The sequence below is a fragment of the Streptomyces vietnamensis genome (assembly GCF_000830005.1).
In the GTDB taxonomy this organism is placed as follows: Bacteria; Actinomycetota; Actinomycetes; order Streptomycetales; family Streptomycetaceae; genus Streptomyces; species Streptomyces vietnamensis.
In genome coordinates this window covers 2,938,572-2,964,016 of record NZ_CP010407.1, presented here as the reverse complement: position 1 = coordinate 2,964,016, position 25,445 = coordinate 2,938,572, and the positions used below count along the sequence as shown (strand labels likewise).

The following is a 25,445-nucleotide window of genomic DNA, read 5'->3' as shown; positions in this document are numbered from 1 at the left end:
AGCACGGGCCGGTCCGCGCCGCTCGCCGCCCGCCGCGCCAGCGGGTCCGTCCCGTTCGGCATCCCGCCCCCTCTCACCGGTACTCCGACAGTCTGCGGTTGATGCCGAGCACGGCGCCCGCCGCACCCAGGATCCCGAGGGCCGCCGCGCCGAGGGGGAGCGCGGTCAGCGCGTCCCTGGCGTTCCCGGCGGAGCGGGTGAACTCGGTCTGCTCGTGCGCGAGGGCCCGCTCCAGGGCCGCGTCGACCTGGTCGAAGGACTGGCCCGTCGACCCCTTGGCGCCGACGACCCGGTCGAGGGCGCCCTCGTAGTCGCCGGCCTCGTCCTTGGCGCGGGCGTCCTTGTGGCGCTCCCGCCACTCGGCCGCGCGCGCGGCCGAGTCGGCGACTGGGTCGCGTCCGGTGTCGTCGTCGGCGAGCTCCCGCGCCTCGGCGAGCGCGGTCGTCAGGGCGCTCATGCTCGCCGTGTAGTCCGCCTCGTACTTGTCGTTCTTGCCGTCCTCGGTGAGGACGGCGCCCCGGGCGACCAGGGTCAGGTTCTCGTTGGCGCGGGCGGTGAGCGAGCTGATCCGGGCCGTGTTGAGGACCTGGAGAGACTCCTGCCCGTGCGCCCGCGCGCTGTTGAGGTCGGTGCGCGTCACGGTGTGCGCGGCGAGCAGCCAGAGCAGGACGGTCACGGCGGCGGCGGTGGCGGCGAGCAGCCCGTGGTTGAAGACCCGGTTGGTCCGGACGTAGTTGCGGCGCTGGGCCCAGACGAGGACGCCGAGGGCGAGCAGACCGAGCGCGAGCGACAGGTACGGCCAGGCGCGGGCCGAGTCGTCGTCCCCGTGCAGCCGCTCCGTCTCCGCCGCGTACAGCCGCTCGGCGGCCGGCAGCAGCGAGCTGGACATCTGCGCGTTGGCGTACCGCAGATAGGCGCCGCCGAGCGGCAGGCCCTGCCGGTTGGCGGCCCGGGCGCGCTCGATCAGGCCCGTGTAGCGGGGGAGCTGTTCGTTGAGGGTGGCGATCTCGCGGGCCGACACGGACGAACCGTCCGTGTTCGCCGCGGCCTTGACGAGGAGCAGGGAGGCGGTGGTGATGTCCCGGGCGTACCGTGCGCGGGACTCCGCGGGCTCCAGGGTGCCCGCCAGGAACCCGGCGGCGGCGGTGGTGTCGGCGTCGGCGAGGGACCGGTAGATGGCGGCCGCGTCGGCGCTCAGGGGCTGGCTGCGGCTGACGACGTCGTCGGCGGCGGAGGCCCGGTCGGTGACCTCCAGGGCGGTGACGGCCCCGAACGCGACGACGAGCAGCGCCAGCACGGCCCCGAGGATCTGGAGCCGGCCGGGCTCGGTGGTCGCGGCCTCCCGCAGCCGCTCCCGCCCCACGGCCCAGGCGCCGCGCCCCGCGGGCGGGGTGGCGGCGGGCGCGGGCGACGGCTGCGCGGGCACGCCACCCGGGCGCGCGGGCGCCGTCGCCGTGCCCTGCGCCGCCGAGGCGGCGGGCGCGTTCGGCGGGTATGTCACTTGACCTCCCCCTCGGTCGCTGACGTCGGCCCGTCCGGCCGGGATGCCGGTGAGGAACCGGTTCCGGTGGCGGGCCACCCGGCCAGCAGTATGGCCTCAGGGGGCCGTCCGCACACCGGGATTGACTGGATCTTGTGCCTATCGTGCCCCATGCCTCCCACGCGTCAGCAGGCGAACCCCTCACTCTGGAATACGTCGATCGGCCGGAATCGGTTCCGTATCGGACGTCGCTCGAACAGGTGAACATGCGTGCGGGGCGTCCCGTCACCCACGACGAGACGCCCCGCATCCACCGCACTCAGCCCTCGTACCGCTCCCGCAGCCGGGCCTTCGCCTCCGGCCCCGCCGCCACCGCGTCCAGGGCGAGCAGCCCCGCACCGAGGACCGGCGGCGCGGTCACGAAGCCGATCACGGCCTTCGGCGCCCGCTCCGCCAGGAGTGCGCGGATCCGCTCCTCCAACTGCGGGTGCCGGGCGGCGAGCACGCTGCCGCCGAGCAGCACCGGCGCCTCCTCGCGGTGGAGCCCGAGCCGGCGGAGCGCGACGTACGCCATGGCGACGACCTCGTCGGCGAGCCGGTGCACGAGCGACTCCGCCACCGGATCGCCCGCGGCCGCGACGCGGAACAGCACCGGCGTCAGCTCGTGCCGCTGCGCCATGGTGATCCGGCCCAGGTGCAGCGCCTCGATCAGCGCGTACATCGACTCCAGGCCGAAGTGCGCGGGCAGCGCGTCGGCGAGGGCGGTGGGCAGGCCCCGCCCGTCCTCGGCGCGCGCCGCGAACCACAGCGCCTCGTCGGCGAGTCCGCCGCCCCCGCCCCAGTCCCCGGAGATCTTCCCGATCGCCGGGAAGCGCGCGGTCCGCCCGTCCGGGGTCATCCCGACGCAGTTGATCCCCGCCCCGCACACCACGGCCACGCCCCGCGGTTCGTCGACCCCGGCCCGCAGGATGGCGAAGGTGTCGTTGTGCACCCCTACGGACGAGCTGAAGCCCCGGCCGAGCAGCTCGGCCCGGAGCGCCTCCTCCTCGACCGGCAGGTCGGCATTGGCCAGACAGGCCGCGACATGCGCGAACGTCGGGGGAAGCCCGGCACCGCCGGCCTCCTCCCACGCCCGCCCGACGATCTCCGTGAGCCCGTCGACCGCCGCCGCCACCCCCACCACCGGCGGCTGGAACCCGCCGCCGCGCGCCGACCCCAGGACGTTCCCGCCCTGCGAGAGCACCGCGACGTCGGTCTTGCTGTTCCCGGCGTCGATCGCGAGGAGCACCTCGTTCAAACCCCCGGTCAAACCCCCGTCCAACCCCCCGTTCACACCCACGCGAGGTGCTCCCGGTTGTGCGCGATCAGCCGGTCGGTGAGCCCGTCGGCGTACGCGTACTGCCCGACCAGCGGGTGCGCGAGCAGCGCCTTGAACACCCGGTCGCGGCCGCCGTGCAGCGCCGCCTCCAGGGCCAGGTCCTCGTAGGCCGTGACGTTCGCGATCAGACCGGCGTACAGCGGGTCCACCGGCGCGACCGGCAGCGGCGTGGCGCCGTGCGCGCCGACCGCCGCCTGCGTCTCGATGACGGCGTCGTCCGGCAGGAACGGCAGCGTGCCGTTGTTGTACGTGTTCACCACCTGGTACGGCGACCCTCCGCCGCCCAGGAGAGAGGCCGCCAGGTCCACGGCCGCCTCCGAGTAGAAGGCGCCGCCGCGCTTGGCGAGCAGCTCCGGCTTCTCGTCGAGCGCCGGGTCCCCGTACATCTCCAGGAGCTCCCGCTCCATCGCCGCGACCTCGGCGGCCCGCGAGGGCTTCGTGCCGAGCTCGCGCACCACCTCGTCGTGCGCGTAGAAGTACCGCAGGTAGTACGAGGGGACGACGCCGAGCCGGTCCAGGACAGGGCGCGGCAGCCGCAGGTCGCCGGCGATCGCGTCGCCGTGTTCGGCGAGCAGCCGGGGCAGCACGTCCTCGCCCTCGGGGCCCCCGATCCGTACCGCCCGCTCCCAGGTCAGGTGGTTGAGCCCGACGTGGTCGAGGTGGACCTCGGAGGGGGCGACGTCGAGGAGCTTCGCGAACTTCCGCTGGAAGCCGATGGCGACGTTGCACAGGCCGACGGCCTTGTGCCCGGCCCGGAGCAGCGCGCGCGTGACGATGCCGACGGGGTTGGTGAAGTCGATGATCCAGGCGTCGGGGTTGGTGCGGCGGACGCGCTCGGCGATGTCGAGCACCACCGGGACCGTGCGCAGCGCCTTCGCGAGGCCGCCGGCGCCCGTCGTCTCCTGGCCGATGCAGCCGCATTCCAGCGGCCAGGTCTCGTCCTGTTCGCGGGCGGCCTGCCCGCCGACCCGCAGCTGGAGCAGGACGGCGTCGGCGCCCTCGACCCCGGCGTCGAGGTCGCCGGTGGTGACGATCTTCCCGTCGTGGTCCTGCTTGGCGAAGATCCGCCGGGCCAGTCCGCCGACGAGGTCGAGGCGCTCGGCGGCCGGGTCGACGAGGACGAGTTCGGTGATGGGCAGGGTGTCGCGCAGCCGCGCGAATCCGTCGATCAGTTCGGGGGTGTAGGTGGACCCGCCCCCCACGACAGCGAGCTTCATTGGTGACTCAGCCCTTCACTCCGGTCAGTGTGACTCCCTCGACGAACGCCTTCTGCGCGAAGAAGAACACGAGGATCACGGGGGCCATGACCAGGACGGTCGCGGCCATGGTCAGATTCCAGTCGGTGTGGTGCGCGCCCTTGAAGGACTCCAGGCCGTAACTGAGCGTCCAGGCGGCCGCGTTCTCGGAGGCGTAGATCTGCGGCCCGAAGTAGTCGTTCCAGCAGTAGAAGAACTGGAACAGGGCCACCGCGGCGATGCCGGGCTTCGCCATCGGGAGCACGACCCGGATCAGGGTGCGGAGTTCGCCGCACCCGTCGATCCGCGCGGCCTCGACGTACTCGTTCGGGATGGTCAGCAGGAACTGGCGCAGCAGGAAGATGGCGAAGGCGTCGCCGAACGCCATCGGGATGATCAGCGGCCACAGGGTGCCGGAGAGGTCCATCTGCTTCGCCCAGAACAGGTACATGGGGATGATCACGACCTGCGGCGGCAGCATCATCATCGAGATGACGAGCAGCAGCGACAGCTGCCGGCCGCGGAAGCGGAACTTCGCGAGCGCGTACGCCACGGGGATCGAGGACACCACGACGAGGGCGGTGCCGAGCCCCGCGTACAGCAGGGAGTTCTTCCACCAGGTCAGGAAGCCCTCCGTCCGGAAGACCCGGACGTAGTTGTCCCAGTGCCAGGAGTTCGGCGTCAGGTCCCGGGTGAGCGCCTGCTGGTCGCTCATCAGGGACGTCAGGAGGACGAAGACGAACGGCAGCACGAAGAACAGGGCGGCGGCGATGCCGAGCGCGTGCACGGCGATCCAGTGCAGCAGCGCCTTGCGGCGGGCCTGCTTCAGGGCCGGGCTCGCCACGGTCCGGACGGGAGCGGTTGCGGTCGTCATGGTTCAGTCACCCGAGCCGATCAGGCCGCCGCGCCTGCGCATCAGCAGGGCGGTGAAGGCCATGGAGAGTGCGAAGAGCACCAGCGCCACCACGCAGGCCGCGCCGTAGTTGAACTGGCTGAAGCCGAGGCTGTAGATGAGCTGCGGCAGGGTCAGCGTGGAGTCGTCCGGATAGCCGGGCTGGAAGGGGGCGCCGGAGCCGCCCATCACGCCCGAGGCGACCTTGGAGGCCACGATCGGCTGCGTGTAGTACTGCATCGCGCCGATGATCCCGGTCACGACCGCGAAGAGCACGATCGGCGAGATGTTCGGCAGCGTGACGTAGCGGAACCGCTGCCACGGGGACGCGCCGTCGAGTTCGGCGGCCTCGTACTGCTCCTTCGGCACGTCGAGCAGGGCGGCCATGAAGATGACCATGAGGTCGCCGATGCCCCACACGGCGAGGACGGTGAGGGCCGGCTTGGCCCAGTCCGCGTCGTTGAACCAGGAGGGGGCGGGGATGCCGACCGCCTCGAGGAACGAGTTGACCGGCCCGGTGCCGGGGTTGAGCAGGAAGACGAAGGCGAGCGTGGCGGCCACCGGCGGGGCCAGGTAGGGCAGGTAGAAGAGGGTGCGGAAGATCCCGGCACCCGTCTTGATCTTGGTGATCAGCATGCCGACGCCGAGGCCGAAGACGACCCGGCAGGTCACCATGACGACCGCCAGCCACAGGGTGTTCTGCATCGCCGGCCAGAACTTCGGCAGGTCGGAGAAGACGTACGTCCAGTTCTCCAGGCCCCGCCAGGTCGGCGGGTTGAGGCCGTCGTACCGCATGAACGAGAAGTACAGGGTGGAGACCAGCGGATAGGCGAAGAAGAAGCCGAATCCGATCAGCCAGGGCGACATGAACAGCGCGGTGCGCAGCGCGTTGCGCCGGCGCTTCGACCGCAGGGTGTTGCGCGCCTCCGGGGAGGCGGCGGCCGGGGCGGCCGCCGCCTTCGCGGGCAGGGTGTCCGTGCTCATGAGGGGGTACCGGCCGTCACTTCGCCGCGGCGATGTCGCGGTCGATCTGGGCCGCGGCGTCCGCGAGGCCCTTCTTGAGGTCCGTGACCTGGCCGCTCTCGTACTTGTGGGCGAGGCTGGAGAGGGTCTCCTGGTAGGCGGGGCCGTTGACCGCGTTGTCCATGGTGGTGGACTCCGGGTGCTTGGCGATGTCCAGGAAGACCTTGAAACGGTCGTCGAACTTCAGGTTCGGGGACTTGAGTGCCTCGAAGGTGGAGGGCACGTTCCCGATGGCGTTCGCGAAGCTCACCACGGCATCGGTGTCCGTGGTCATGTACTTGACCAGCTCCCAGGCCGCGTTCTGCTTCTTGCTCTGCGGCGCGATGCCCATGATCGTGCCGGAGAGGTAGCCCTTGCCGTACTCGGCGATCTCGTCGTCCGCGACCGGCAGCGGCGCCACGCCGACGTCGAACTTCACGCCGGCGTTCTTGATGAAGTTCAGCCGCCACTCGCCGTCCAGCTGCATGGCGACCTGGCCGGTCTGGAAGGGGTGCTTGGCGCCCCACTCGTCACCGAAGGCGGTGCGGTACTTGTCGAGCTTCTCGAACCCGCCGAGCGAGTCCACCAGGGACTTCTGGTACGTCATCATCTCGGCGAAGGCCGGGTCCTTGGCGACGTTCGACTTGCCGTCCTCGGTGAAGTACGTGTGGTCCCACTGCGACATGTAGTGCTCGACGACCGTCTCGTAGCCGAGGTAGTTCGGCATGAAGCCGAGCTGCTCGTACGAGTCGCCCTTCGCCTTCGTCAGCTTCTTGGCGACCTGGGTGAACTGGGACCAGGTCTTCGGCGGGGCCTCGGGGTCGAGCCCGGCCTTCCGGAAGGCGTCCTTGTTGTAGTAGAGCCCGTACGCGTCGGAGAGCAGCGGCAGGGAGCAGCGCCTGCCCTCGAACTGGGTGTACTCCTGGAGGACCTTCGGGAAGGTCTTGTCCAGGTCGAGCTTCGACTTCTCTATGAAGGGCTTGAGGTCGGCGAGCGCGCCCGAGGAGCAGAACTTGCCGACGTTGGAGGTGGTGAACGAGGAGACGACGTCCGGCCCGTTCGAGCCGCCCGCGCGCAGCGCCTGGCCGAGCTTCTCGTCGTTGATGTCGCCGACGACCTTCACCTTGATGTTCGGGTGGGCCTTCTCGAAGCGGGCGACGTTGTCCTCGATCGCCTTGACCTCGGCGGGCGCGTTCCAGCCGTGCCAGAAGGTGATCGTCGTCTGCGCGTTCGGGTCGTCGGCGGCCGCGTTGTTCGCGGAGCCGGTACAGGCGGAGGCGAAGAGGGCGATCGAGGCGGTGGCGGCGAGCGCGGCGGCGGCTCTGCGCGGACGTACGGGCATGACGGGGTCTCCCTGCGGGGGCGGGTTGCGGGCTTTGTGGGGACGGGGTCAGCGCGAGGTGTCGAAGACCTCGTCGCGCGTGGTGGCGAGGGCGCTTTCGAGGGCCCCGCGCAGCACGGGGCTCCGGCGTACGGCGGAGAGGACGAGCCGCGGCCGGGACGGGGCGAGGTCGGCGAGTTCGGACTGCACGCGCGCGCGGAGGGGTTCGCCGCCGGTGACGAGGGCGTCCCCGGCGAGCACGATCAGTTCGGGGTCGAGGACGGTCACGAGGGAGGCGAGTCCGACGGCGAGGCGCTCGGCGTACCGGTCGAGCAGCTCCGCGTACCGCGGGTCGTCCCCATGGGTCTCGGCGGCCCGGGAAAGGAGTCCGCTCACCACCGGTACGAACGGGTGGTCGGGGGTCTCGATCCCGGCCTCGCGGGCGATCCTGGGCACCGCCTGGATGCCCGCGAGCTCCTGGAAGCCGCCGGAGTTGGCCTTGGTGACCTGCCGTACGAGCGGGGTGCCGGGCACGGGCAGGAAGCCGAGCTCGCCGGCGCCGCCGGTGAAGCCGCGGTGCAGCCGCCCGCCGAGGACGAGGGCGGCGCCGAGACCGCCCTCGTTCCACAGCAGGGCGAAGTCGGAGTGGCCGCGGGCGGCGCCCAGGCGCTGCTCGGCGAGGGCGACGAGGTTGACGTCGTTCTCGTACTCGAACGGCATGGGCAGGACGGCGGCCAGCTCCTCCAGGAGGGTGGGGGAGTGCCAGCCGGGCAGGTGGGAGGCGTACCGCAGGCGCCCGGTGGCCGGGTCGAAGGCGCCGGGGGTGCCGATGACGAGGCGTCGCACGTCCGCGTGGGTGACCCCGGCCGCCTTGACCGCCCCGTCGAGGGCGTCGGTGACCTGGCGGACGACGCCGGAGGCGGAGCGGCCGGGGGTGCGGAGCTCGTACTCGCCGACGATCCGGCCCGTGACGTCGGCGACGGCGGCGTGGATGCGGTGCTGGTCGACGTCGAGCCCGGCGGCGTACGCGGCCCGCGCGTCGACCGCGTACAGCTGCGCGTTCGGACCGGGCCGGCCCTCGGTGGTGCCGGTCGCGACGACGAGCCCGGCCGCTTCGAGGCGGGCGAGCAGCTGGGAGGCGGTCGGCTTGGAAAGCCCGGTGAGCTTCCCGATCCGGGTCCGCGAGAGGGGGCCGTGCTCCAGGAGCAGGTCCAGGGCGGCCCGGTCGTTCATGGCCCGCAGGACGCGCGGGGTGCCGGGGGTTCCCGGAGTCGTACCGGCCATGACGGTCGCACCTGCCCTCGTACGGTGACGCACACTGTTAGGAAAGTTTCCTATTCGGTTGGGAGGAAGGTAAGGCGGCCGTCACCAGGGCGTCAATACCCGGGAACGCGACGCGCCCCCGAAGGCAACCAAAGAGTTACCCGCGGGGGCGCGAAGAGAACGGAGGGACCTACTTCGAGAGGTCCGGCCTCGGCAGCGGGGTCGCCGCCGCCGACTGGGGGGAGGTCGTCGAGGCGAAGGCCGACGGGGCCGCCATGCCGGCCGTCGGGTCGGCCTTCGACTCCTCGGCCTGGGGCGGGACGCCGCCCACGATCCGGATGCCGGCCTCGTCCAGGCCCCGCTTGATGCGCCAGCGCAGCTCGCGCTCCACGCCCAGCTTCTTGCCCGGCATCGTCTTCGCCGAGACCCGGATCGTCATCGAGTCGAGCAGCACCTCGCTCAGACCCAGCACCTCCACCGGACCCCACAGACGCTCGTCCCAGGGCTCCTCCTTCGCCATGGAGTCCGCCGCCTCGATGATCACGGCCTTCACCGCGTCCAGGTCCTCCGTCGGCCGGACGGTCACGTCCACGCCGGCCGTCGCCCAGCCCTGGCTGAGGTTCCCTATCCGCTTGATCTCGCCGTTGCGCACGTACCAGATCTCGCCGTCCACCCCGCGCAGCTTGGTCACCCGCAGGCCCACCTCGACGACCTCGCCGGAGGCCACGCCCGCGTCGACCGAGTCGCCGACGCCGTACTGGTCCTCCAGGATCATGAAGACACCGGACAGGAAGTCCGTCACCAGGTTCCGCGCGCCGAAACCGATCGCCACACCGGCCACACCGGCCGAGGCGAGCAGCGGCGCCAGGTCGATCTTGAAGGCGCCGAGGATCATCAGCGCGGCCGTGCCCAGGATCAGGAAGGACGCCACCGAGCGGAGCACCGACCCGATCGCCTCCGAGCGCTGCCGCCGCCGCTCGGTGTTGACCAGGAGACCGCCGAGCGTCGTCCCCTCCACCGCCTGCGCCGAGCGGTTCATCCGCTCGATCAGCTTCGTCAGGGCCCGCCGGACGGCCATCCGGAGCAGCAGCGCGACGACCAGGATCAGCAGGATGCGCAACCCGGTGTTCAGCCAGGTGGACCAGTTCTCCTCCACCCAGCTCGCCGCGTTCGTGGCCCTCTCCGCGGCTTCGTCCAGGGTCACCGGCATCGGTTCGGGTTCGGTGGCAGCCGCCAGGGCGGACCAGGACACGGGACAACCTCCAGGCATCGCGTACGCAGGCCATCCACAGTAACGGGGCGCCGGACGTGGTCCCGTAGCCCTGTTCGAGGGAGAGACGGACCTCACCTGGGCACATACCGGGGAGAGATGCCGATGTGGTCGAGAACACCCCGGGGCCGCCACCCCGATCCCGGTACGTGGTGGCGCCGCGACCAGGCATGAGGAGAGACTGAGAGCAGTTCGTCCCGGCGCGAGCCACGCGCCGCCGGCGTCATAGGAGGCATCCGTGCCGCATGTCCTGGTCCTCAACGCGTCGTACGAGCCGCTCGGCGTCGTACCGCTCCGCCGCGCACTCGTCCTCGTACTGGAGAACAAGGCTCTCTGCCTCGAGGAGTCCGGCGCCTTCCTGCACAGCGAGACCCAAGTCCTCCCCGCTCCCAGCGTGGTGCGACTGAAGCGCTTCGTGCGGGTCCCCTACCGGGGGCCCGTTCCCTTGACCCGCCGAGCGCTCTTCGCGCGCGACGGCGGGCGCTGCGCGTACTGCGGGGCCGTCGCGACCAGCGTCGACCACGTCATCCCGCGCAGCCGCGGGGGCACGCACGCCTGGGAGAACGTGGTGGCGGCCTGCCGCCGCTGCAACCACGTCAAGGCCGACCGGCACCTGCGCGAGCTGGGCTGGCGGCTGCGGCACCAACCCGCCCCGCCGACCGGCCTGGCCTGGCGGATCATCGGGACCGGACACCGGGACCCCCGCTGGCTGCCGTACCTGGAACCGTACGGCGCCGAGGACGTGATGGCCCGGATCGACTCCGTCGCAGACACCCCCGTGAGGGCGCTGACGACGGGTTGAGCCGGGCCTTTCGCGTACGCGGTCCGTGTAAGCGGGGGCCTTCGGTGCGGAGCGGCGCGCCCCTCAGGGGGCGGGTCGCTCCTCCGGCGTGTCCTCCTGCTCCTTCTCGGGAGGGGCCACGGCATACGTCTCCACGGACCACAGCGAGTACCCGAAGCGGGTCGCCCGCGTCTCCCCCTGCACCCGCAGGAAGCGGGTGTCCGCCGCGTCCATCCGGACCGACTCCCGGCCGCCCCTGCCGTCCGCGACGGTCGCCGCCGTCCGCCAGATCCGCCCGTCGGCGGAGACCTGGACCCGGTAGCGGGAGGCGTACGCGTCCTGCCAGTGCAGCACCACCTGCCCTATCCGGGCCGGCTCGGGCAGCTCCAGCTGCCACCAGGCGCCGTCCTCCGCCGGGGAGGACCAGCGGGTCGCCGGGTCGCCGTCCACCGCCGAGGCGGCCGGGAAGTCCGGCGTCTCGTCGCCGGAGGAGGAGGCCGTCGCCGCCCGCGCCAGGTCCGGGCCCGCCGTCCGCGGGAAGGCCCGCACCGTCAGGACCCGCTCCTCGCCCGCGAAGGACACCGGCACCCGGTACGAGCCGGCCGGCACGCCCGCCGCCACCGACACCTCCAACGGGACGCTCGTCCGCGCGCCGCGCTCCACCACGGCCTGCCGCGGCAGCCGCACCACGATCCCCTTCGGGGCCTTCGCCGTCAGCTCCCCGCGGACCTCGCCCGCGCGCCGGCCCGTCAGCTCCACGTCCACCCGCTGCGCCGGGCCGCCGATCTCCGCGTCCGTCTCGGTCCTGGCGAGTTCGAGACCGGCGCGCGGCCCGTCCGCGAACCACGGCACGAGCGAGCGGACCTCGGGCGCCGGCCCTTCGCCGCTCCACACGACCCGCAGCGCGTCCGCCCTCAGCCCCTTCAGCTCGGTCTGCGTCCAGCCGGACGCCGACAGCGGGCCGAGCGGCCGCCAGCCCTCGCCGGGGACGTACGCCTCCACGCGCGCGTCGCCGGCCCTGTCCGGCTCGGTCAGGACCGTCAGGGCCTCCACGGGCCGCGCCCGGTCGAGCCGCACGGTGTACGAGCCGGGGGCGCGGTCGGCCCGCGCCGCCGGGGTCCGGTCGGCGCCGGTCCAGGCCGCCGACTCCGCCACCGCGCGCGTGAGGAACGGATCGAGGACCCCCGAGCCGACCGTCACCCGGCTCGCCTTCAGTTCCTTCCGCTGCCCTTCCAGGTCCAGTTGCGCCCGCCAGGCCGCCGCGCCGTCGCCGCGCGCCTGGGCGAGGAGCATGTCGACCGCCGTCTCGCCCGCCCGGCCGTACCGGGAGAGCTGTTCGAGCCAGGGGCCCGTCTCGTCGTCGAGGGTCCCGTCGGCGGTGGCCGTGAGCCGCTCGGGGGCCCGGCGCATCACCGTGAACGCGTCCCGCAGCTCGCGCGCCACCTTCTCCCGCGCGGCCGTGCCGGCCGCGCCGGTGCTCGTGCGGGACGCCCAGAACGCCGCCAGGAGCGGCTTCAGATAGGCCGATTCGCCCGCCGGGTCCAGGATCGACGAGGAGCCGTTCCCGGCGAGCGCGCGCAGCGCCTCGCGGGCGGCAGGGTCCGGGCCCGCGAGGTCGTCCACCGCCGCCTGCCAGGACTCGCGGGGCCGGTAGCCCCGCGGGTTCCAGGCGTAGTCGGCGGTGGTGAAGAGCGGGACGCGGGAGGCCGCGGGCTGCTCCATGGCGTGCGCGAGGAAGGCGGCGGAACCGGCGGCCACGCCCGGCTCCCGGCCGGTGGCGGGGCCGAGGAACAGCCGGTCCTGCGCGTAGTCGTTGACCGGGTAGTTGTCCATGGTGACCAGCGGGTGGTCGCCGAGGGCCTTGCGGGCACCCGCCAGTTCGCCGCCGGTGATCGTGCGCGGCACGACGCCGACGCCCGTCCACGCCACCCGCACCTCCGCGTCGAGCTCCTGGGCGAGCTTCGTGCGGTACGCGGTCGTGCCGTCCTGGTAGTACTCCGTCGGCATCACCGTCAGCGGCTCGGCGTCCGGGTGCCGCTCGGCGAGGTGCGCGGCGACGGCGTTCGCCACGCGCGCGTGGGCGGTGGCCGCGGCCTCCGGTCCGCGCCCGAAGGCGTCGGCGTCCTTGTCGCAGTGCCACTCGTCGTAGGACGAGTCCTGGAACTGCAGCTGGAAGGAGCGCACCCCGAGCTCCCACATCGCATCCAGCTTCCGCGTCAACGCCGTCACGTCGCCGGCCGAGGCCAGGCACATGGACTGGGCGGGCGCCACGGCCCAGCCGAGCGTCACGTGGTTCCTGCGGGCCCGCTCGGCGAGCGCCCGGAACTCGTCCTGCTGCGCGGCCGGGTAGGGCTCGCGCCACTGCGCCTGGCGGTACGGGTCGTCCCCGGGCGCGTACAGATAGCGGTTCTGCTTGGTCCGGCCCAGGAAGTCCAGCTGGGCGAGCCGCTGGTCCAGGGTCCAGGGGCGGCCGTAGAAGCCCTCGGTGACGCCGCGCTCGGCCGTGCCGGGCCAGTCGCGGACGACGACCCCGGGGATCTCCCCGCCGGGGCCGAGGAGCTGACGCAGCGTCTGGACGGCGTGGAACAGGCCGTCCTCGCCGACCCCGTCCAGGACGACGGTGTCCCGCCCCTGGAAGCGGCCCGTCGCGAGCCGGTAGCCGCCGCGCGGCAGGTCGAGGCGCTCGGGCACGCGCAGCGCGGCCAGCGCCGCCTCCGCGCCGGAGCCGTCGCCGTCGCCGGAGGGCCCGGCGACCCGCAGGACCGGGCCCCGGCCCGGCAGGCCGGTGTGGACGGTCCGTACCCCGGCGGCCCGGAGGAGTTCGCGCAGGGCGGCGAGGGCGTACGGATCGGCGTCGGCGTCCGCGAGCAGCGTCACCTCGTCCCCGAGGCGTACGGAGGACCCGGCGGCGGCCAGCGACTGCGGGCGCGGCCAGACGGCGGGCACGCGCGCGGTGGAGGCGTTCCCCGAGGGCGGCGCGGGAGTCGAAGGCGCCGCAGGAGCCTGAGGTGCCGTCGGCGCGGTCGGGGTCACGGGAGCCGCCGGTGCCGTCGGGGTCGCGGGAGCCGTCGGCGTCGCCTGTGCCGAGCCCGGCACCGCGCCGCCGAGGAGGCCGCCGATGACGGCGGCGGCGACGGCCGTCGCGGTGCGCTTCCTGCGCCCGAGGTGCACGAGCGGTCTCCCTTCGGCGGGATCCGGCGGCTCTGCCGGTTGGTCACGAATGAATCACGAGCCCACCACCCGTCGCACTGGGGTGTCAATGCGCGTGGCCGATGTGTCGGCTTTGCCCGGCGAGCCGTCGGCGAGGTGACGTCACTTCGCCACGTTCCGCCGGTAAAACGAGGTGCGCTGGGTAGGGCTCTGTCGTTGCCCAGGTCGAACCTGTCGAGACGAATCGGGAGACCCCCGTGACCACGACCGCCCGCCACCTCGGACGGATACGCATCCCCCAGCAGTCGGCGCCGGCCGGTGCACCGCTGACCAGCGAGCCGCCGCTGCCCGACGCGTCACCCCTCACCAGTGAGCCGCCCCTCGCCGTGGCGGCCCCCCTGACCAGCGAACCCACCGCCCCCGGCAGCGCGGGCGGCCCGGAGTCCCCCGGAGTGTGAAGTGACCCTGGCCCGTCTCGCCGCCCGTCACGGCGTCGCCACCGTCCACAGCCCGTCAGAAGGCGTCACCGTGCCCGTGCCGGACGCCACCGTGGTGGCCGTCCTCGGCGCCCTGGGCGTCGACGCGGCCACCCCGGAGGCGGTCGCCGCCGCCCTCGACGCGGTCGAACGGGCCGACCGGGAGCGCCTGCTGCCCCCGACCCTGGTCCACCACCACGGCGAAGGACCGGTCCGCCCGCCGGAGGGCCTGCCGCCCGGCACCCGCCTCCGGGTCACCACCGAGGACGGCGAAGTCGTCACCGGCCGGGACTGGTCGGGGCTTCCGCTCGGCGTCCACACCGTCGAGGCGCAGGCCCCCGACGGGCGCGCGGCCACCGCCACCCTGATCGTGAGCCCCGCGCGCGTACCGGGGCCCGGGCGGCGCGCGTACGGGCTGCTCGTCCAGCTGTACTCGCTGCTCTCCACCCGTTCCTGGGGCATGGGCGACCTCGGCGACCTGCGGGAGCTCGCCGGCTGGGCGGGCCGCACGCACGGCGCCGGGTTCGTCCAGGTCAACCCGCTCCACGCGGGCGTGCCCGGGGCGCCCAGCGACCCCTCCCCGTACCGCCCGTCCTCGCGCCGCTTCCCGGACCCCGTCCACCTGCGGATCGAGGAGGTCCCCGAGTACGCCCTGGTGGACCCCGAGCGCCGCGAGGAGCTCGACCGGATCCTCGCCGAGGCCGCCGAACTGCGCGAACAGGTCCTCGGCAAGGGCGCCCTGATCGACCGGGACGCCGTCTGGGACGTCAAGCGCCGGGCCCTGGAGCTCGTCCTCGGAAGCGTGGAGCTCGGTCCCGGCCGCCGCGCCGAGTTCCACGACTTCCTCGCCGAGCGCGGCCGCGCCCTGGAGGACCACGCCACCTACCAGGCCCTCGCCGAGCGGCACGGCCACCACTGGCGGACCTGGCCCGAGGAGCTGCGCACCCCGCGCGCGGCGGAGACCGCCGTGCGCGCCGACCCCGCCCTGGCCGCCCGGGTCGACTTCCACTGCCGGCTCGCCTGGCTGACGGACCGGCAGCTCGCCGACGCCGCCGCGGCCGCCCGCGAGGCCGGCATGGAGGTCGGGATCGTCCACGACCTGGCGGTCGGCGTCCACCCCGAGGGCTCGGACGCCTGGGCCCAGCAGGAGGCCTTCGCGGCCGGCATGTCGGTCGGCGCGCCGCCCGACGCCTTCAACTCCCGGGGCCAGGACTGGGGCCTGCCGCCCTGGCGGCCCGACGCCCTCGCCGCCGCCGGCTACGCCCCGTACCGGGGACTCCTCCGCGAACTCCTCCGCCACGCGGGCGCGCTGCGCATCGACCACGTGATGGGCCTGTTCCGGCTGTGGTGGGTGCCGGAGGGCCGCGAGCCCACCGAGGGCACGTACGTCCGGTACGACGCCGAGGCGATGCTCGCGGTCCTCGTCCTGGAGGCGCACCGCGCCGGCGCCCTCGTCATCGGCGAGGACCTCGGCACGGTCGAGCCGGGCGTACGGGAGGAGCTGGCCCGGCGCGGGGTGTTCGGCACCTCCGTGCTCTGGTTCGAGCGGGACTGGGCGGGCACCGGCCGCCCGCTGCCGGCGGGGGAGTGGCGTACGGAGTGCGTCGCCACCGCCACCACCCACGACCTGCCCTCCACCGCCGCCCGGCTCTCCGGCGAGCACATCGGCCTGCGGCACCGGCTCGGGCTGCTCCCCGGCGACCTGGAGCGCGAGCGGGCGGCGGACGCGGCGGAGACCGCCGAGTGGCTGGACGTGTTCGAGCGGACGGGGCTGCTCCCGGAGGGCCCCGGCGGCGAGGAGGCCGAGATCAGGGCCGTCCACCGGTTCCTGCTCGCCACCCCGGCCCGGATGGTGGGCGTGTGGCTGCCGGACACGGTGGGGGACCGCAGACCGCAGAACCTGCCGGGCACCTGGGACGAGTACCCCAACTGGCGACTGCCCCTCGCGGATCCGGACGGCCGGCCGCTCACCCTGGAGCAGCTCGCCGCCTCGCCCCGGGCGCACGCCCTGCTGAGCGAGCTGCGGGCCCGTACGGCGGAGGAGAACGCCCGTACAGGAGCGGAGAGCGCCCGTACGGCACCCCCGGGCGCGCGGCCCGTTTAGGTGTTCGCTACTTTGGGGCTGTGGACAAGAAGAACGCTCTGCGCGCCGGCTCGCTCGCGGCCGGTACGACGCTGATGATGCTGCTCATGTCGTCCCCCGCGCTCGCGCTCACCCGCGACGACGGTGACGACCCGGCCCCCAAGCTGAGTGTCGCCGAGACCCTCGGCCTGTACGTGGCGGCGCCGCTGGTGCTGTTCCTGGTGATCGCCGGTCTGGTGATGGTGCTCGACAAGTCCAAGAAGAAGGCGTAACCGCCTCTCAGGTCTCCGCCGAGGGCGCCGCACGGTACGAGGTACCGTGCGGCGCCCTCGCGTGCGTCGAGGCCCCTCACACCGTGGTCGCGAGCAGCTTCCTCAGCAGCCCGGCCAGCTGGTCCGCCTCCTCCGCGGTGAGCGCGGCCTCCAGGGCGGCCCGCTGCTCCCCGAGACCGGCCCCGACGGCCTGGTCCACCAGTTCCTTGCCGCGCTCGGTGAGGGTGACCCGCAGCCCGCGCCGGTCGTTCGGGTCGGGGCTGCGGGTGAGCAGCCCGGCCTTCTCCAGCTTGTCGAGCCGGCCGGTCATGCCGCCGGTGGTGATCATCAGCGTGGCGGTCAGCTCGCGCGGCGAGAGCGTGTACGGCGCTCCCGACCTGCGCAGCGTCGCCAGGACGTCGAACTCCCCGAGCGCCATGCCGTAGGGCGCGTACGCCTTGTCCACCTTGCCGCGCATGGCGTTGGCCAGCCGGTAGATGCGGCCGAAGACGGCCATCGGCACCGTGTCCAGGTCGGGGCGGACGGCCGCCCACTGGTCGGTGATGTCGTCGACGGCGTCGTGGTCGGGGCTGTGCGTCTTCATGTCCTCAGTGTTCCCTTCTCCACTCCTCCCTCGCAAGCAAGTCACTTACGAGAAAGTCTCTTACGGGAAAGCCTCTTGCCAGAAAGTAGCTTAATGGTAAGTTACTCATCACGAAGCCAGTCCGGCGCCGCCGCTCCGGCACTCCACCGCAGGGGGAACCGTCATGTCCCGCAAGGCAGCAGTCACCGCGCTCACCGCCCTCGCCCCGATCTCCTGGGGCTCCACCTACTTCGTGACCACCGAGTTCCTGCCGCCCGACCGCCCGCTCCTCACCGGCCTCCTGCGGGCCCTGCCCGCCGGCCTCCTGCTCCTCGCGATCACCCGCAAGCTCCCGCAGGGCGCCTGGTGGTGGAAGTCCGCGGTCCTCGGAGCGCTCAACATCGGCGCCTTCTTCCCGCTGCTCTTCCTCGCCGCCTACCGGCTCCCCGGCGGAGTCGCCGCGGTCGTCGGCTCCGTCGGCCCGCTCTTCGTCGTCGGCCTCGCGGCCCTCTTCCTCGGCGAGAAGCCCACGGCGAAGGCCCTGATCACCGCCGTCGCCGCCGCCTTCGGCGTCAGCCTCGTCGTCCTCAAGGCCGGAGCCGCGTTCGACCTGATCGGCGTCGGTGCCGGACTGCTCTCCTCCCTCTCGATGTCCGCCGGCATCGTCTTCACCAAGCGCTGGGGCCGCCCCGAGGGCGTCGGCGCCCTCGCGCTCACCGGCTGGCAGCTCACCGCGGGCGGCCTGGTCATCGCCCCCCTCGCCTTCCTGATCGAGGGCGCCCCGCCGGCCCTGACCGGCACCAACCTGGCCGGCTACGCCTACCTCGCCTTCGGCAACACCGCGATCTCGTACTTCCTCTGGTTCCGCGGCATCGAGCGGCTGAGCGCCTCCTCGGCCACCCTCCTCGGCCCGCTCTCGCCGATCACCGCGGCCGTCATCGGCTGGGCGGCGCTCGGTCAGGCCCTCGGCCCGGTGCAGGTGCTCGGCATGCTGATCGCCTTCGGCGCCACCCTGGCGGGCCAGCTGAGCCCCCGTACTCCCGAGAAGGCCGCCCCCGAGGTCGAATCGTTCGGCGCAGCTGAAAAGAACGGTCAGGAAGTTTCGATGGACCTGGAGGTTTCGGGGGTGCGACGGTAAGGGGCATGAGCCTCGACACCGCCCGCAACCCGACCGGCACCACCGGCAGCGTCACCACCACCGCCACTGCCACCGACAGCACCACCGCAGCCACCGAGAGGCCGGCACCCGCCAAGGGCGCCGGCCTCGGCGTGCTCCTCGCCCTCCTCGCCACCGTCGTCTGGTCCGGCAGCTTCGTCGTCGCCCGCGCCCTCCACGACACCGTCCCCCCGGTCCAGGCCGCCTTCTGGCGCTGGATCGTCGCCCTCGTCGCCGTCGCCCCGCTCGCCGCCCGCGAGACCTGGCGGCAGCGGCACCTGATCCGCCGCCACCTCCGCTTCCTCGCCCTCGCCTCGCTGCTCGGCATCACCGTCTACAACACCCTCGTCAACCAGGCCGGGACCGCCACCTCCGCCGGAAACATGGGCATGATCATGGCCGCCTCCCCGGTCCTCATGGCCGTCTTCGCCCGGCTCGGCGGCAACCGCCTCGGCCCGCGCCGCACCACCGGCATGCTCATCGCCTGCGCCGGAGTCCTGCTCCTCGTCAGCAAGGGCTCGCTCGCCCCGGACTTCGCCACCGGCGACCTCTGGGTCATGGCCGCCGCCGTCTGCTTCGCCTCCTACAGCGCCCTGCTCAAGCGCCGTCCCGCCGAACTCGGCGGCCTCGCCTTCCTCTTCACCACCTTCGCCCTCGGCGCCCTCATGCTCCTCCCGGCGTACGGGATCAGCCTCGCCGTCCAGGGCGGCTTCGAGCCCACCACCGGCACCGTCGGCCCCCTCGTCTACGTCGGCGTGCTCTCCTCCGCCGTCGCCTTCTTCGCCTGGAACAAGGCCGTCACCCTGATCGGCGCCGCCCGCGCAGGGATCGTCTACTACCTCCAGCCCGTCTGCGTCGCCCTCCTCTCGTACGCCCTCCTCGGCGAACAGCTCGGCCTCCTCGGCGGCGCGAGCATGGTCCTCATCCTCGGCGGGGTCGCGCTGAGCTCCTCCAGGTAGGCGGGTCCGGATATGTTGCGCCCCATGACCGAGTGGGACATCAAGAAGCTCCAGATCCTCCGCACCCTCCGCGACCGCGGCACCGTCACCGCGACCGCGGAGGCGCTGCTCATGACCCCCTCGGCCGTCTCGCAGCAGCTCACCAACCTCGCCAAACAGCTCGGCGTGCGGCTCCTGGAGGCCCAGGGCCGCCGGGTCCGCCTCACCGACGCCGCCCATCTGGTGCTGCGCCACGCCGAGGTGGTCTTCGCCCAGCTGGAGCGCGCCGACGCCGAACTCGACGGCTACCTGCGGGGCGAGGCCGGACAGGTAAGGGTCGCGGCCTTCTCGACCTCCGTGCCCGCGCTCCTCGTCCCCGCCGTACGGCAGCTGCGGACCGCCCACCCCGGGCTCGACGTCCGCATCCGGGAGGCCGAGGCGGCGGAGGCGTACGAGCTGCTCACCGCCGGCGAGGTCGACCTCGCGCTCTCGCTCGCCGCCCACGCGCCCTCCGCGCGCGACCCCAAGTACAGCAGGATGCCGCTGCTCGCCGACCCCCTCGACGTCGCCCTGCCCGCCGGCCATCCGCTCGCCGACGCGCCGGGACTGCGGCTCGCCGACCTCGCCGCCGAGCCCTGGATCTTCGGCGGCTCGGGACCCTGGTCCGAGATCACCACCGCCGCCTGCGAGGCCGCCGGCTTCGTGCCCGAGCAGGCCCACAGCGCCTCCGGCTGGACCGCGATCCTCGCCATGGTCGAGGCGGGTCTCGGGATCGCGCTCGTGCCCCGGATGGCCTCCGCGGACCGCCGGGGCGGCACCGGGGTCGTCATGCGGGTCCTCTCCGCCGACCAGCCGCGCCGCCACGTCGTCGCGGCGGTGCGCAGCGGGGCGGAGGAGGGCCCGGCGGTGGCCCGGGTGCTCGCCGCCCTCCGGCAGGCTGCGGCGGCCCGCGAAACCGTTCAGCAGGGCTGAATATATCCATCGAAAACATTCGATGGACCGGAGGGCGGGCCGCACGGGAGAGTCGAAGCCATGAGCAGCCTCGACGCGAACCAGGACCCGCACGCCAACGACGCCGCCCCCTACTCCGGCGGCGACCCGTACGCCGACTACCGCACCGGTGACTTCCCCTTCACCGAGCTCGTCGACCTCGCCGACCGCCGCCTCGGAGCCGGAGTCGTCGCCGCCAACGACGAGTTCTTCGCCGAGCGGGAGAACCTCATTAGCCGCGAGCGGGCCGTCTTCGACCCGGAGCACTTCGGCCACAAGGGCAAGATCATGGACGGCTGGGAGACCCGCCGCCGCCGTGGCGCCGACGCCGAGAACGTCTTCCCCGCCCCCGAGGACCACGACTGGGCGATCGTCCGCCTCGGCGCCCCCGGCGTGATCCGCGGGATCGTCGTCGACACCGCCCACTTCCGCGGCAACTACCCGCAGAAGGTCAGCATCCAGGCCACCGCCGTCGAGGGCTCGCCCAGCCCCGCCGAGCTGCTCGAGGCGAAGTGGGAGGAGCTCGTCCCGCCGACCCCCGTCCGCGGCCACGCCGCCAACGGCTTCGAGATCAACGCCGAGCGCCGCTTCACCCACGTACGGCTCTGCCAGCACCCCGACGGCGGCGTCGCCCGGTTCCGTGTCCACGGCGAGGTCGTGCCCGACCCCGAGTGGCTGGAGCTCCTCGGCACCCTCGACCTGATCGCCGTGCTCAACGGCGGCTCGTACGAGGACGCCTCGGACAAGTTCTACTCCTCGCCGACCCAGATCATCCTGCCCGGCACCTCCCGCAAGATGGACGACGGCTGGGAGAACCGCCGCCGCCGGGTCCGCGACACCAACGACTGGGTCCGCTTCAAGCTCGTCGCCCAGGGCGCCGTCCGCGCCGTCGAGATCGACACCGCCTACCTCAAGGGCAACTCGGCCGGCTGGATCGCCCTCCAGGGCCGCAACGGCGACAGCGGCGAGTGGTTCGAGATCATCCCGCGCACCCGCCTCCAGCCCGACACCCTGCACCGCTTCAAGCTGCCCGCGCAGGCCGTCGTCACCCACGTCCGGCTCGACGCCTTCCCCGACGGCGGCGTCGCCCGCATGCGGCTGCACGGGGCGCTGACGGAGCAGGGCGCGGCCGACCTGCGCGCCCGGTACGCGGCGCTCGGCGGCTGACCCAAGAGCTTCCGCCCGGCGGCGCGGCCGCGCGCCGACGCCCGCCCGCCGGGCGGACTCCAAACACCGCCTCCGGGCGGACTCCAAGCACGGAGAAGGGGCGCCCCCACGGGGGAGGGCGCCCCTTCTCCGTACTCCCGGCTGCTACTTGGCGGCAGCCGCGTCCGCCGCCCGCGCCTTCAGGGCGCGCTCCACGCCCGCACGGCACTCCGTCACCAGACGCCGCAGCGCCGGGACCGGGTCGTTCTCGGCGATCCACGCGTCCGTCGCGTCGAGGGTCTCCTGCGAGACCTGGAGCGTCGGGTAGAGGCCGACCACGATCTGCTGGATCATCTCGTGGCTGCGGGTCTCCGAGACGTGCTTGATCGACGCGAAGTACTTCGCCGTGTACGGGGCGAGCAGCTCGCGCTGGTCGGCCTGGACGAAGCCGCTGATGACGGCCTCCTGCACGGCGTTCGCCAGCTTGTCGTCCTCGACGACCGAGGCCCAGGCCTCCGCCTTCGCCGCCTCCGTCGGACGGGCCGCGCGCGCGGTGGCCGCGTGCCGCTCGCCCGCCGCCGTACGGTCGCGCTCCAGCTCGGCGGCGATCTCCGCCTCCTCGAAGCGGCCGGTGGCCGCGAGGCGCTCCACGAACGCCCAGCGCAGCTCGGTGTCGACGGCCAGGCCCTCGATGACCTCGGAGCCGTCGAGCAGCGCGACGAGCACGTCGAGCTCCGCGTCCTCGCGGGCCGTCGCCGCGAAGGCACGCGCCCACGCCAGCTGGTGGTCGCTGCCGCCCTCGGCCGCGCGCAGCTGCTCCTGGGCGAAGGCGCCCCAGCGCGCCAGACCGGTCGCGCGCCACTCCGGCGCGGCGTACAGGTCGAGGGCCGCCTTCACCTGGCCCTGGAGCGACTGCACCACACCGATGTCGGACTCCTTGGCGATGCCCGAGAGCACCAGGTCCAGGTAGTCGCGGGTGGCCAGCTCGCCGTCGCGGGTCATGTCCCAGGCCGAGGCCCAGCACAGGGCGCGCGGCAGGGACTCGGCGAAGTCGCCGAGGTGCGCGGTGACGTTCTTCAGGGACACCTCGTCGAGGCGGACCTTGGCGTACGACAGGTCGTCGTCGTTGAGGAGGACGACCGCCGGGCGGGCCTTGCCGGCCAGCTCCGCGACCGGGGTCAGCTCGGCCGCCGCGATGTCCAGCTCCAGGCGGTCGGTGCGGACCAGCTTGCCGGCCTCGTCCAGGTCGTAGAAGCCGATCGCGATGCGGTGCGGGCGCAGCACGGCCTCGCCCTTGGCGCCGGCGGGCAGCGCCGGGGCCTCCTGGCGGACGGCGAAGGCGGTGATGACGCCGTTCTCGTCGGTCTCGATCTCCGGGCGGAGGATGTTGATGCCGGCCGTCTCCAGCCACGCCTTCGACCAGGTCTTCAGGTCACGGCCCGAGGTCTCCTCCAGCGCGCCGAGGAGGTCGGACAGGCGGGTGTTGCCGAAGGCGTGCGCCTGGAAGTACGCCTGGACGCCCTTGAAGAACTCGTCCTGGCCGACGTACGCCACGAGCTGCTTCAGGACCGAGGCGCCCTTGGCGTACGTGATGCCGTCGAAGTTGACGAGCACGTCCTCCAGGTCGTTGATCTCGGCCATGATCGGGTGCGTCGACGGCAGCTGGTCCTGGCGGTAGGCCCAGGTCTTCTCCGCGTTGGCGAAGGTGGTCCAGGCGTTCGGCCAGCGGGTGCCCGGCACCGAGGCCTGGCAGGCGACCGAGGTGTAGGTGGCGAACGACTCGTTCAGCCACAGGTCGTTCCACCACTCCATGGTGACGAGGTCGCCGAACCACATGTGGGCGAGCTCGTGGAGGATGGTCTCGGCGCGCCGCTCGTACGCCGCGTCCGTCACCTTCGAGCGGAAGACGTACTGGTCGCGGATGGTGACCGCGCCCGCGTTCTCCATCGCGCCCGCGTTGAACTCCGGCACGAACAGCTGGTCGTACTTGGCGAAGGGGTAGTCGTACGCGAACTTCTCCTGGAACCAGTCGAAGCCCTGGCGGGTCACGTCGAAGATGTGGTCCGCGTCGAGGAACTCGGCCAGCGAGGGACGGCAGTAGATGCCGAGCGGGACGACCTGGCCGTCCTTGCCCTCGTACGTCGAGTGCACCGAGTGGTACGGGCCGACGATGAGGGCCGTGATGTACGTGGAGATGCGCGGGGTCGGCTCGAAGACCCACACGTCGTTCTCGGGCTTCGGCGTCGGAGAGTTCGAGATCACCGACCAGCCGCTCGGCGCCTTCACGGTGAACTGGAAGGTCGCCTTCAGGTCGGGCTGCTCGAACGAGGCGAAGACCCGCCGCGCGTCCGGCACCTCGAACTGGGTGTACAGATAGGCCTGGTCGTCGACCGGGTCGACGAAGCGGTGCAGGCCCTCACCGGTGTTGGTGTACGCGCAGTCGGCGACGACCTTCAGCTCGTTGCGGCCCGCGAGCAGGCCGGGCAGCGCGATCCGGGAGTCCCGGAAGACGGCGGCGACGTCCAGGGCGTGCCCGTTGAGCACGGCCTCGTGGACGGCGGGGGCGACGAGGTCGATGAAGGTCTCGGCACCGGCCTCGGCGGAATCGAAGCGGACGGTGGTGACGGACCGGTAGGTCCCGCCCTCCTGCGCACCGGTGAGGTCGAGTTCGACCTCGTACGCGTCCACGGTCAGCAGCGCCGCCCGCTGCTGAGCCTCTTCACGGGTCAGGTTTGTCCCAGGCACCCGGTCAACTCCTCGGTTTCGTGACGTTTGGGCCATCCTTCCACGGGCCGCCTCAGCGGCGCACGGAACATTTCCACGGCCCGTCACCGCTGATCCGCAGCAGCCCGGAGCCCGCCACCGGGGCGCTCACCCGGACCTCGCCGATCTCGTTGACCAGCAGGTCCTGCTCCTCGTCGTCGTAGAGCGGATCGAGGGGAGGGGTGTGCTGGTGGACGGTGAAGTGGGACTCCCCGTGGTGCGCGAAGTCCAGCACCCCGGCCGGCCCCTCGTAGACCACCAGATCGTGCGCGAGGCCCTCGACGTGGCTGTCGAAACGGCGCGCGTGGGACAGCGGCAGCACCCGCAGCGTCCAGGGGGTGTCGGCCTCCACCCGCAGGGTCAGCGGGCGGGCGCGCGGGACGAGGGCGACGGTACGCGCGCGTACGTCGTCCTCGTACGCCGTGAGCAGGAAGTCCTCGGCCCGCCCGTACGCGTCGCAGGACTCGATCGTGGTGGACATCGAGTGGTACGACTCGATCTCCAGGAGCACCCAGTGCCCCGCCGGAAGCCCCGGGTCGCAGTGCACGGTCTCCTTGCCGCGCCCCTGGTACACGGAGGGCCGGAACTCCCCGCCGTACGGATCGGCCACCGGCACGGGCGGCGCGGCGGGCGCCGGGGGCGGCGGCGGGGGCACGTAACCGGGGCCCGGGATCGGCGGCGGCGGGGACTCCACCACGATGCCGAAGTCCGTCGCGAGCCCGGCGAGCCCCGAGGCGTACCCCTGACCCACCGCCCGGAACCGCCAGCCGCCGTCCCGCCGGTGGAACTCCCCGAGGACGAAGGCCGTCTCCGTCGTCGCGTCCCCGATCGCGCAGTACGCCACCGGGTTCCCGGACCCGTCCGCGACCCGCACGTCGAGCCCCGGCACCTGCCCGAAGGCGCCCCCGTCGGCGGAGGCGGCGATCACCAGACGCCCCACATCGGGCTCCACGCGCGCGAGGTCCAGCCACAGCCAGTCCGCGGCCGGGCTGCCGGGCGCGCCCGGGGCCGACTTCCCCAGGTGCCGGACGGCCCCCGAGGGATGCTCGGCGTGGTTGTAGAAGACCAGATCGGCATCGCCCCGCACCCGCTCCCCGGGCCCGAGGAGCAGCGCGGAGACGTCCACGTCGGGCACCCCGTGCCCGGTGCGCCAGCTGACCGCGACATGAAGGTCCTGCGGGGGCACCGCGACATCGGCCCCCTTGGGTATCTGGGTCATGGGGGAACTCTGGCACGGCCGGGCACGCCGGAGGGGCGGCTCCCCGCAACGGGAAGCCGCCCCTCTCG

20 protein-coding genes are annotated in these 25,445 nt (G+C 73.1%); 8 read left to right on the top strand and 12 right to left on the bottom strand.

Annotated features, from left to right (window positions below; genetic code table 11):
• Positions 1-73: 73 nt before the first annotated feature.
• The 8 genes from SVTN_RS13190 to SVTN_RS13155 all read right to left on the bottom strand — a co-directional run bounded on the left by SVTN_RS13190 (position 74) and on the right by SVTN_RS13155 (position 9,823).
• On the bottom strand, positions 74-1,501 hold the full coding sequence (locus SVTN_RS13190; RefSeq protein ID WP_041129270.1) for a hypothetical protein: 1,428 nt from the start codon (positions 1,499-1,501) through the stop codon (positions 74-76).
• 298 nt (positions 1,502-1,799) lie between these two features.
• Positions 1,800-2,777: an N-acetylglucosamine kinase gene (locus SVTN_RS13185; RefSeq protein ID WP_245727529.1), complete on the bottom strand. Its 978-nt coding sequence runs from the start codon at positions 2,775-2,777 to the stop codon at positions 1,800-1,802.
• A gap of 32 nt (positions 2,778-2,809) precedes the next feature.
• Positions 2,810-4,075 (bottom strand): 6-phospho-beta-glucosidase, encoded by a 1,266-nt coding sequence (locus SVTN_RS13180; RefSeq protein ID WP_041129268.1) that lies wholly within the window; start codon positions 4,073-4,075, stop codon positions 2,810-2,812.
• Positions 4,076-4,082: 7 nt separating this feature from the next.
• Positions 4,083-4,967 (bottom strand): carbohydrate ABC transporter permease, encoded by an 885-nt coding sequence (locus SVTN_RS13175; protein WP_041129267.1) that lies wholly within the window; start codon positions 4,965-4,967, stop codon positions 4,083-4,085.
• A 3-nt stretch (positions 4,968-4,970) separates the two neighbouring features.
• Positions 4,971-5,969, bottom strand: a complete 999-nt coding sequence (locus SVTN_RS13170; protein ID WP_041129266.1) for a carbohydrate ABC transporter permease — start codon at positions 5,967-5,969, stop codon at positions 4,971-4,973.
• Positions 5,970-5,985: 16 nt separating this feature from the next.
• Entirely contained in the window at positions 5,986-7,329 is a 1,344-nt protein-coding gene (locus SVTN_RS13165; RefSeq protein ID WP_041129265.1) for an ABC transporter substrate-binding protein, read from the bottom strand.
• Between the two features lie 48 nt (positions 7,330-7,377).
• The gene (locus SVTN_RS13160; protein ID WP_041129264.1) at positions 7,378-8,592 is read right to left on the bottom strand and encodes an ROK family transcriptional regulator; all 1,215 of its coding nucleotides are present in this window, start codon (positions 8,590-8,592) and stop codon (positions 7,378-7,380) included.
• 169 nt (positions 8,593-8,761) lie between these two features.
• Entirely contained in the window at positions 8,762-9,823 is a 1,062-nt protein-coding gene (locus tag SVTN_RS13155; RefSeq protein ID WP_041129263.1) for a mechanosensitive ion channel family protein, read from the bottom strand.
• Between the two features lie 256 nt (positions 9,824-10,079).
• Here SVTN_RS13155 and SVTN_RS13150 point away from each other — a divergent pair, with 256 nt between their 5' ends.
• Positions 10,080-10,643: an HNH endonuclease gene (locus SVTN_RS13150; RefSeq protein ID WP_041129262.1), complete on the top strand. Its 564-nt coding sequence runs from the start codon at positions 10,080-10,082 to the stop codon at positions 10,641-10,643.
• Between the two features lie 63 nt (positions 10,644-10,706).
• Here SVTN_RS13150 and SVTN_RS13145 read toward each other — a convergent pair whose 3' ends face one another.
• Positions 10,707-13,793, bottom strand: a complete 3,087-nt coding sequence (locus tag SVTN_RS13145; RefSeq protein WP_052499092.1) for a glycoside hydrolase family 84 protein — start codon at positions 13,791-13,793, stop codon at positions 10,707-10,709.
• Between the two features lie 236 nt (positions 13,794-14,029).
• Here SVTN_RS13145 and SVTN_RS13140 point away from each other — a divergent pair, with 236 nt between their 5' ends.
• From SVTN_RS13140 to SVTN_RS13130, 3 genes are read left to right on the top strand one after another with little or no spacing between them, the layout of a single operon-like run.
• The gene (locus SVTN_RS13140) at positions 14,030-14,230 is read left to right on the top strand and encodes a hypothetical protein (protein ID WP_041129261.1); all 201 of its coding nucleotides are present in this window, start codon (positions 14,030-14,032) and stop codon (positions 14,228-14,230) included.
• Between the two features lies 1 nt (position 14,231).
• Positions 14,232-16,352 carry a 4-alpha-glucanotransferase gene (gene malQ / locus SVTN_RS13135; RefSeq protein ID WP_041129260.1) on the top strand — a complete coding sequence of 707 codons (2,121 nt, stop codon included), beginning with the start codon at positions 14,232-14,234 and terminating at the stop codon, positions 16,350-16,352.
• A 20-nt stretch (positions 16,353-16,372) separates the two neighbouring features.
• On the top strand, positions 16,373-16,603 hold the full coding sequence (locus tag SVTN_RS13130; RefSeq protein ID WP_041129259.1) for a hypothetical protein: 231 nt from the start codon (positions 16,373-16,375) through the stop codon (positions 16,601-16,603).
• 76 nt (positions 16,604-16,679) lie between these two features.
• Here the strand turns inward: SVTN_RS13130 and SVTN_RS13125 are convergent, their stop codons facing one another.
• Positions 16,680-17,186 carry a MarR family winged helix-turn-helix transcriptional regulator gene (locus tag SVTN_RS13125; protein WP_041129258.1) on the bottom strand — a complete coding sequence of 169 codons (507 nt, stop codon included), beginning with the start codon at positions 17,184-17,186 and terminating at the stop codon, positions 16,680-16,682.
• Positions 17,187-17,349: 163 nt separating this feature from the next.
• On the opposite strand from SVTN_RS13125, the gene SVTN_RS13120 reads away from it, so the two are divergent.
• Genes SVTN_RS13120 through alc form a run of 4 tightly spaced genes read left to right on the top strand, consistent with a single transcriptional unit; the run spans position 17,350 to position 21,416 of the window.
• Positions 17,350-18,303 (top strand): EamA family transporter, encoded by a 954-nt coding sequence (locus SVTN_RS13120; protein ID WP_041129257.1) that lies wholly within the window; start codon positions 17,350-17,352, stop codon positions 18,301-18,303.
• Positions 18,304-18,308: 5 nt separating this feature from the next.
• Positions 18,309-19,280: a DMT family transporter gene (locus tag SVTN_RS13115; RefSeq protein ID WP_078908328.1), complete on the top strand. Its 972-nt coding sequence runs from the start codon at positions 18,309-18,311 to the stop codon at positions 19,278-19,280.
• Positions 19,281-19,304: 24 nt separating this feature from the next.
• Positions 19,305-20,231, top strand: coding sequence for a LysR family transcriptional regulator (locus SVTN_RS13110; protein WP_041129256.1), 927 nt, complete (start codon positions 19,305-19,307; stop codon positions 20,229-20,231).
• A gap of 60 nt (positions 20,232-20,291) precedes the next feature.
• The gene (gene alc / locus SVTN_RS13105; protein WP_041129255.1) at positions 20,292-21,416 is read left to right on the top strand and encodes an allantoicase; all 1,125 of its coding nucleotides are present in this window, start codon (positions 20,292-20,294) and stop codon (positions 21,414-21,416) included.
• Between the two features lie 144 nt (positions 21,417-21,560).
• Here the strand turns inward: alc and pepN are convergent, their stop codons facing one another.
• Both pepN and SVTN_RS13095 read right to left on the bottom strand, forming a co-directional pair.
• A complete protein-coding gene (gene pepN, locus SVTN_RS13100) occupies positions 21,561-24,140 on the bottom strand; it encodes an aminopeptidase N (RefSeq protein WP_041129254.1) in 2,580 nt (859 codons plus the stop codon).
• A 52-nt stretch (positions 24,141-24,192) separates the two neighbouring features.
• The gene (locus tag SVTN_RS13095; RefSeq protein WP_041129253.1) at positions 24,193-25,377 is read right to left on the bottom strand and encodes a TerD family protein; all 1,185 of its coding nucleotides are present in this window, start codon (positions 25,375-25,377) and stop codon (positions 24,193-24,195) included.
• Between the last annotated feature and the right edge of the window lie 68 nt (positions 25,378-25,445).

What these genes read in the sequence shown, in the direction of transcription:
- alc (WP_041129255.1), top strand. Translation starts at nt 20,292, where the DNA reads ATGAGCAGCCTCGACGCGAACCAGGACCCGCACGCCAACGACGCCGCC.
- SVTN_RS13180 (WP_041129268.1), bottom strand. Translation starts at nt 4,075, where the DNA reads ATGAAGCTCGCTGTCGTGGGGGGCGGGTCCACCTACACCCCCGAACTG.
- SVTN_RS13125 (WP_041129258.1), bottom strand. Translation starts at nt 17,186, where the DNA reads ATGAAGACGCACAGCCCCGACCACGACGCCGTCGACGACATCACCGAC.
- SVTN_RS13115 (WP_078908328.1), top strand. Translation starts at nt 18,309, where the DNA reads ATGAGCCTCGACACCGCCCGCAACCCGACCGGCACCACCGGCAGCGTC.
- SVTN_RS13165 (WP_041129265.1), bottom strand. Translation starts at nt 7,329, where the DNA reads ATGCCCGTACGTCCGCGCAGAGCCGCCGCCGCGCTCGCCGCCACCGCC.
- SVTN_RS13110 (WP_041129256.1), top strand. Translation starts at nt 19,305, where the DNA reads ATGACCGAGTGGGACATCAAGAAGCTCCAGATCCTCCGCACCCTCCGC.
- SVTN_RS13095 (WP_041129253.1), bottom strand. Translation starts at nt 25,377, where the DNA reads ATGACCCAGATACCCAAGGGGGCCGATGTCGCGGTGCCCCCGCAGGAC.
- SVTN_RS13175 (WP_041129267.1), bottom strand. Translation starts at nt 4,967, where the DNA reads ATGACGACCGCAACCGCTCCCGTCCGGACCGTGGCGAGCCCGGCCCTG.
- SVTN_RS13160 (WP_041129264.1), bottom strand. Translation starts at nt 8,592, where the DNA reads ATGGCCGGTACGACTCCGGGAACCCCCGGCACCCCGCGCGTCCTGCGG.
- SVTN_RS13120 (WP_041129257.1), top strand. Translation starts at nt 17,350, where the DNA reads ATGTCCCGCAAGGCAGCAGTCACCGCGCTCACCGCCCTCGCCCCGATC.
- SVTN_RS13170 (WP_041129266.1), bottom strand. Translation starts at nt 5,969, where the DNA reads ATGAGCACGGACACCCTGCCCGCGAAGGCGGCGGCCGCCCCGGCCGCC.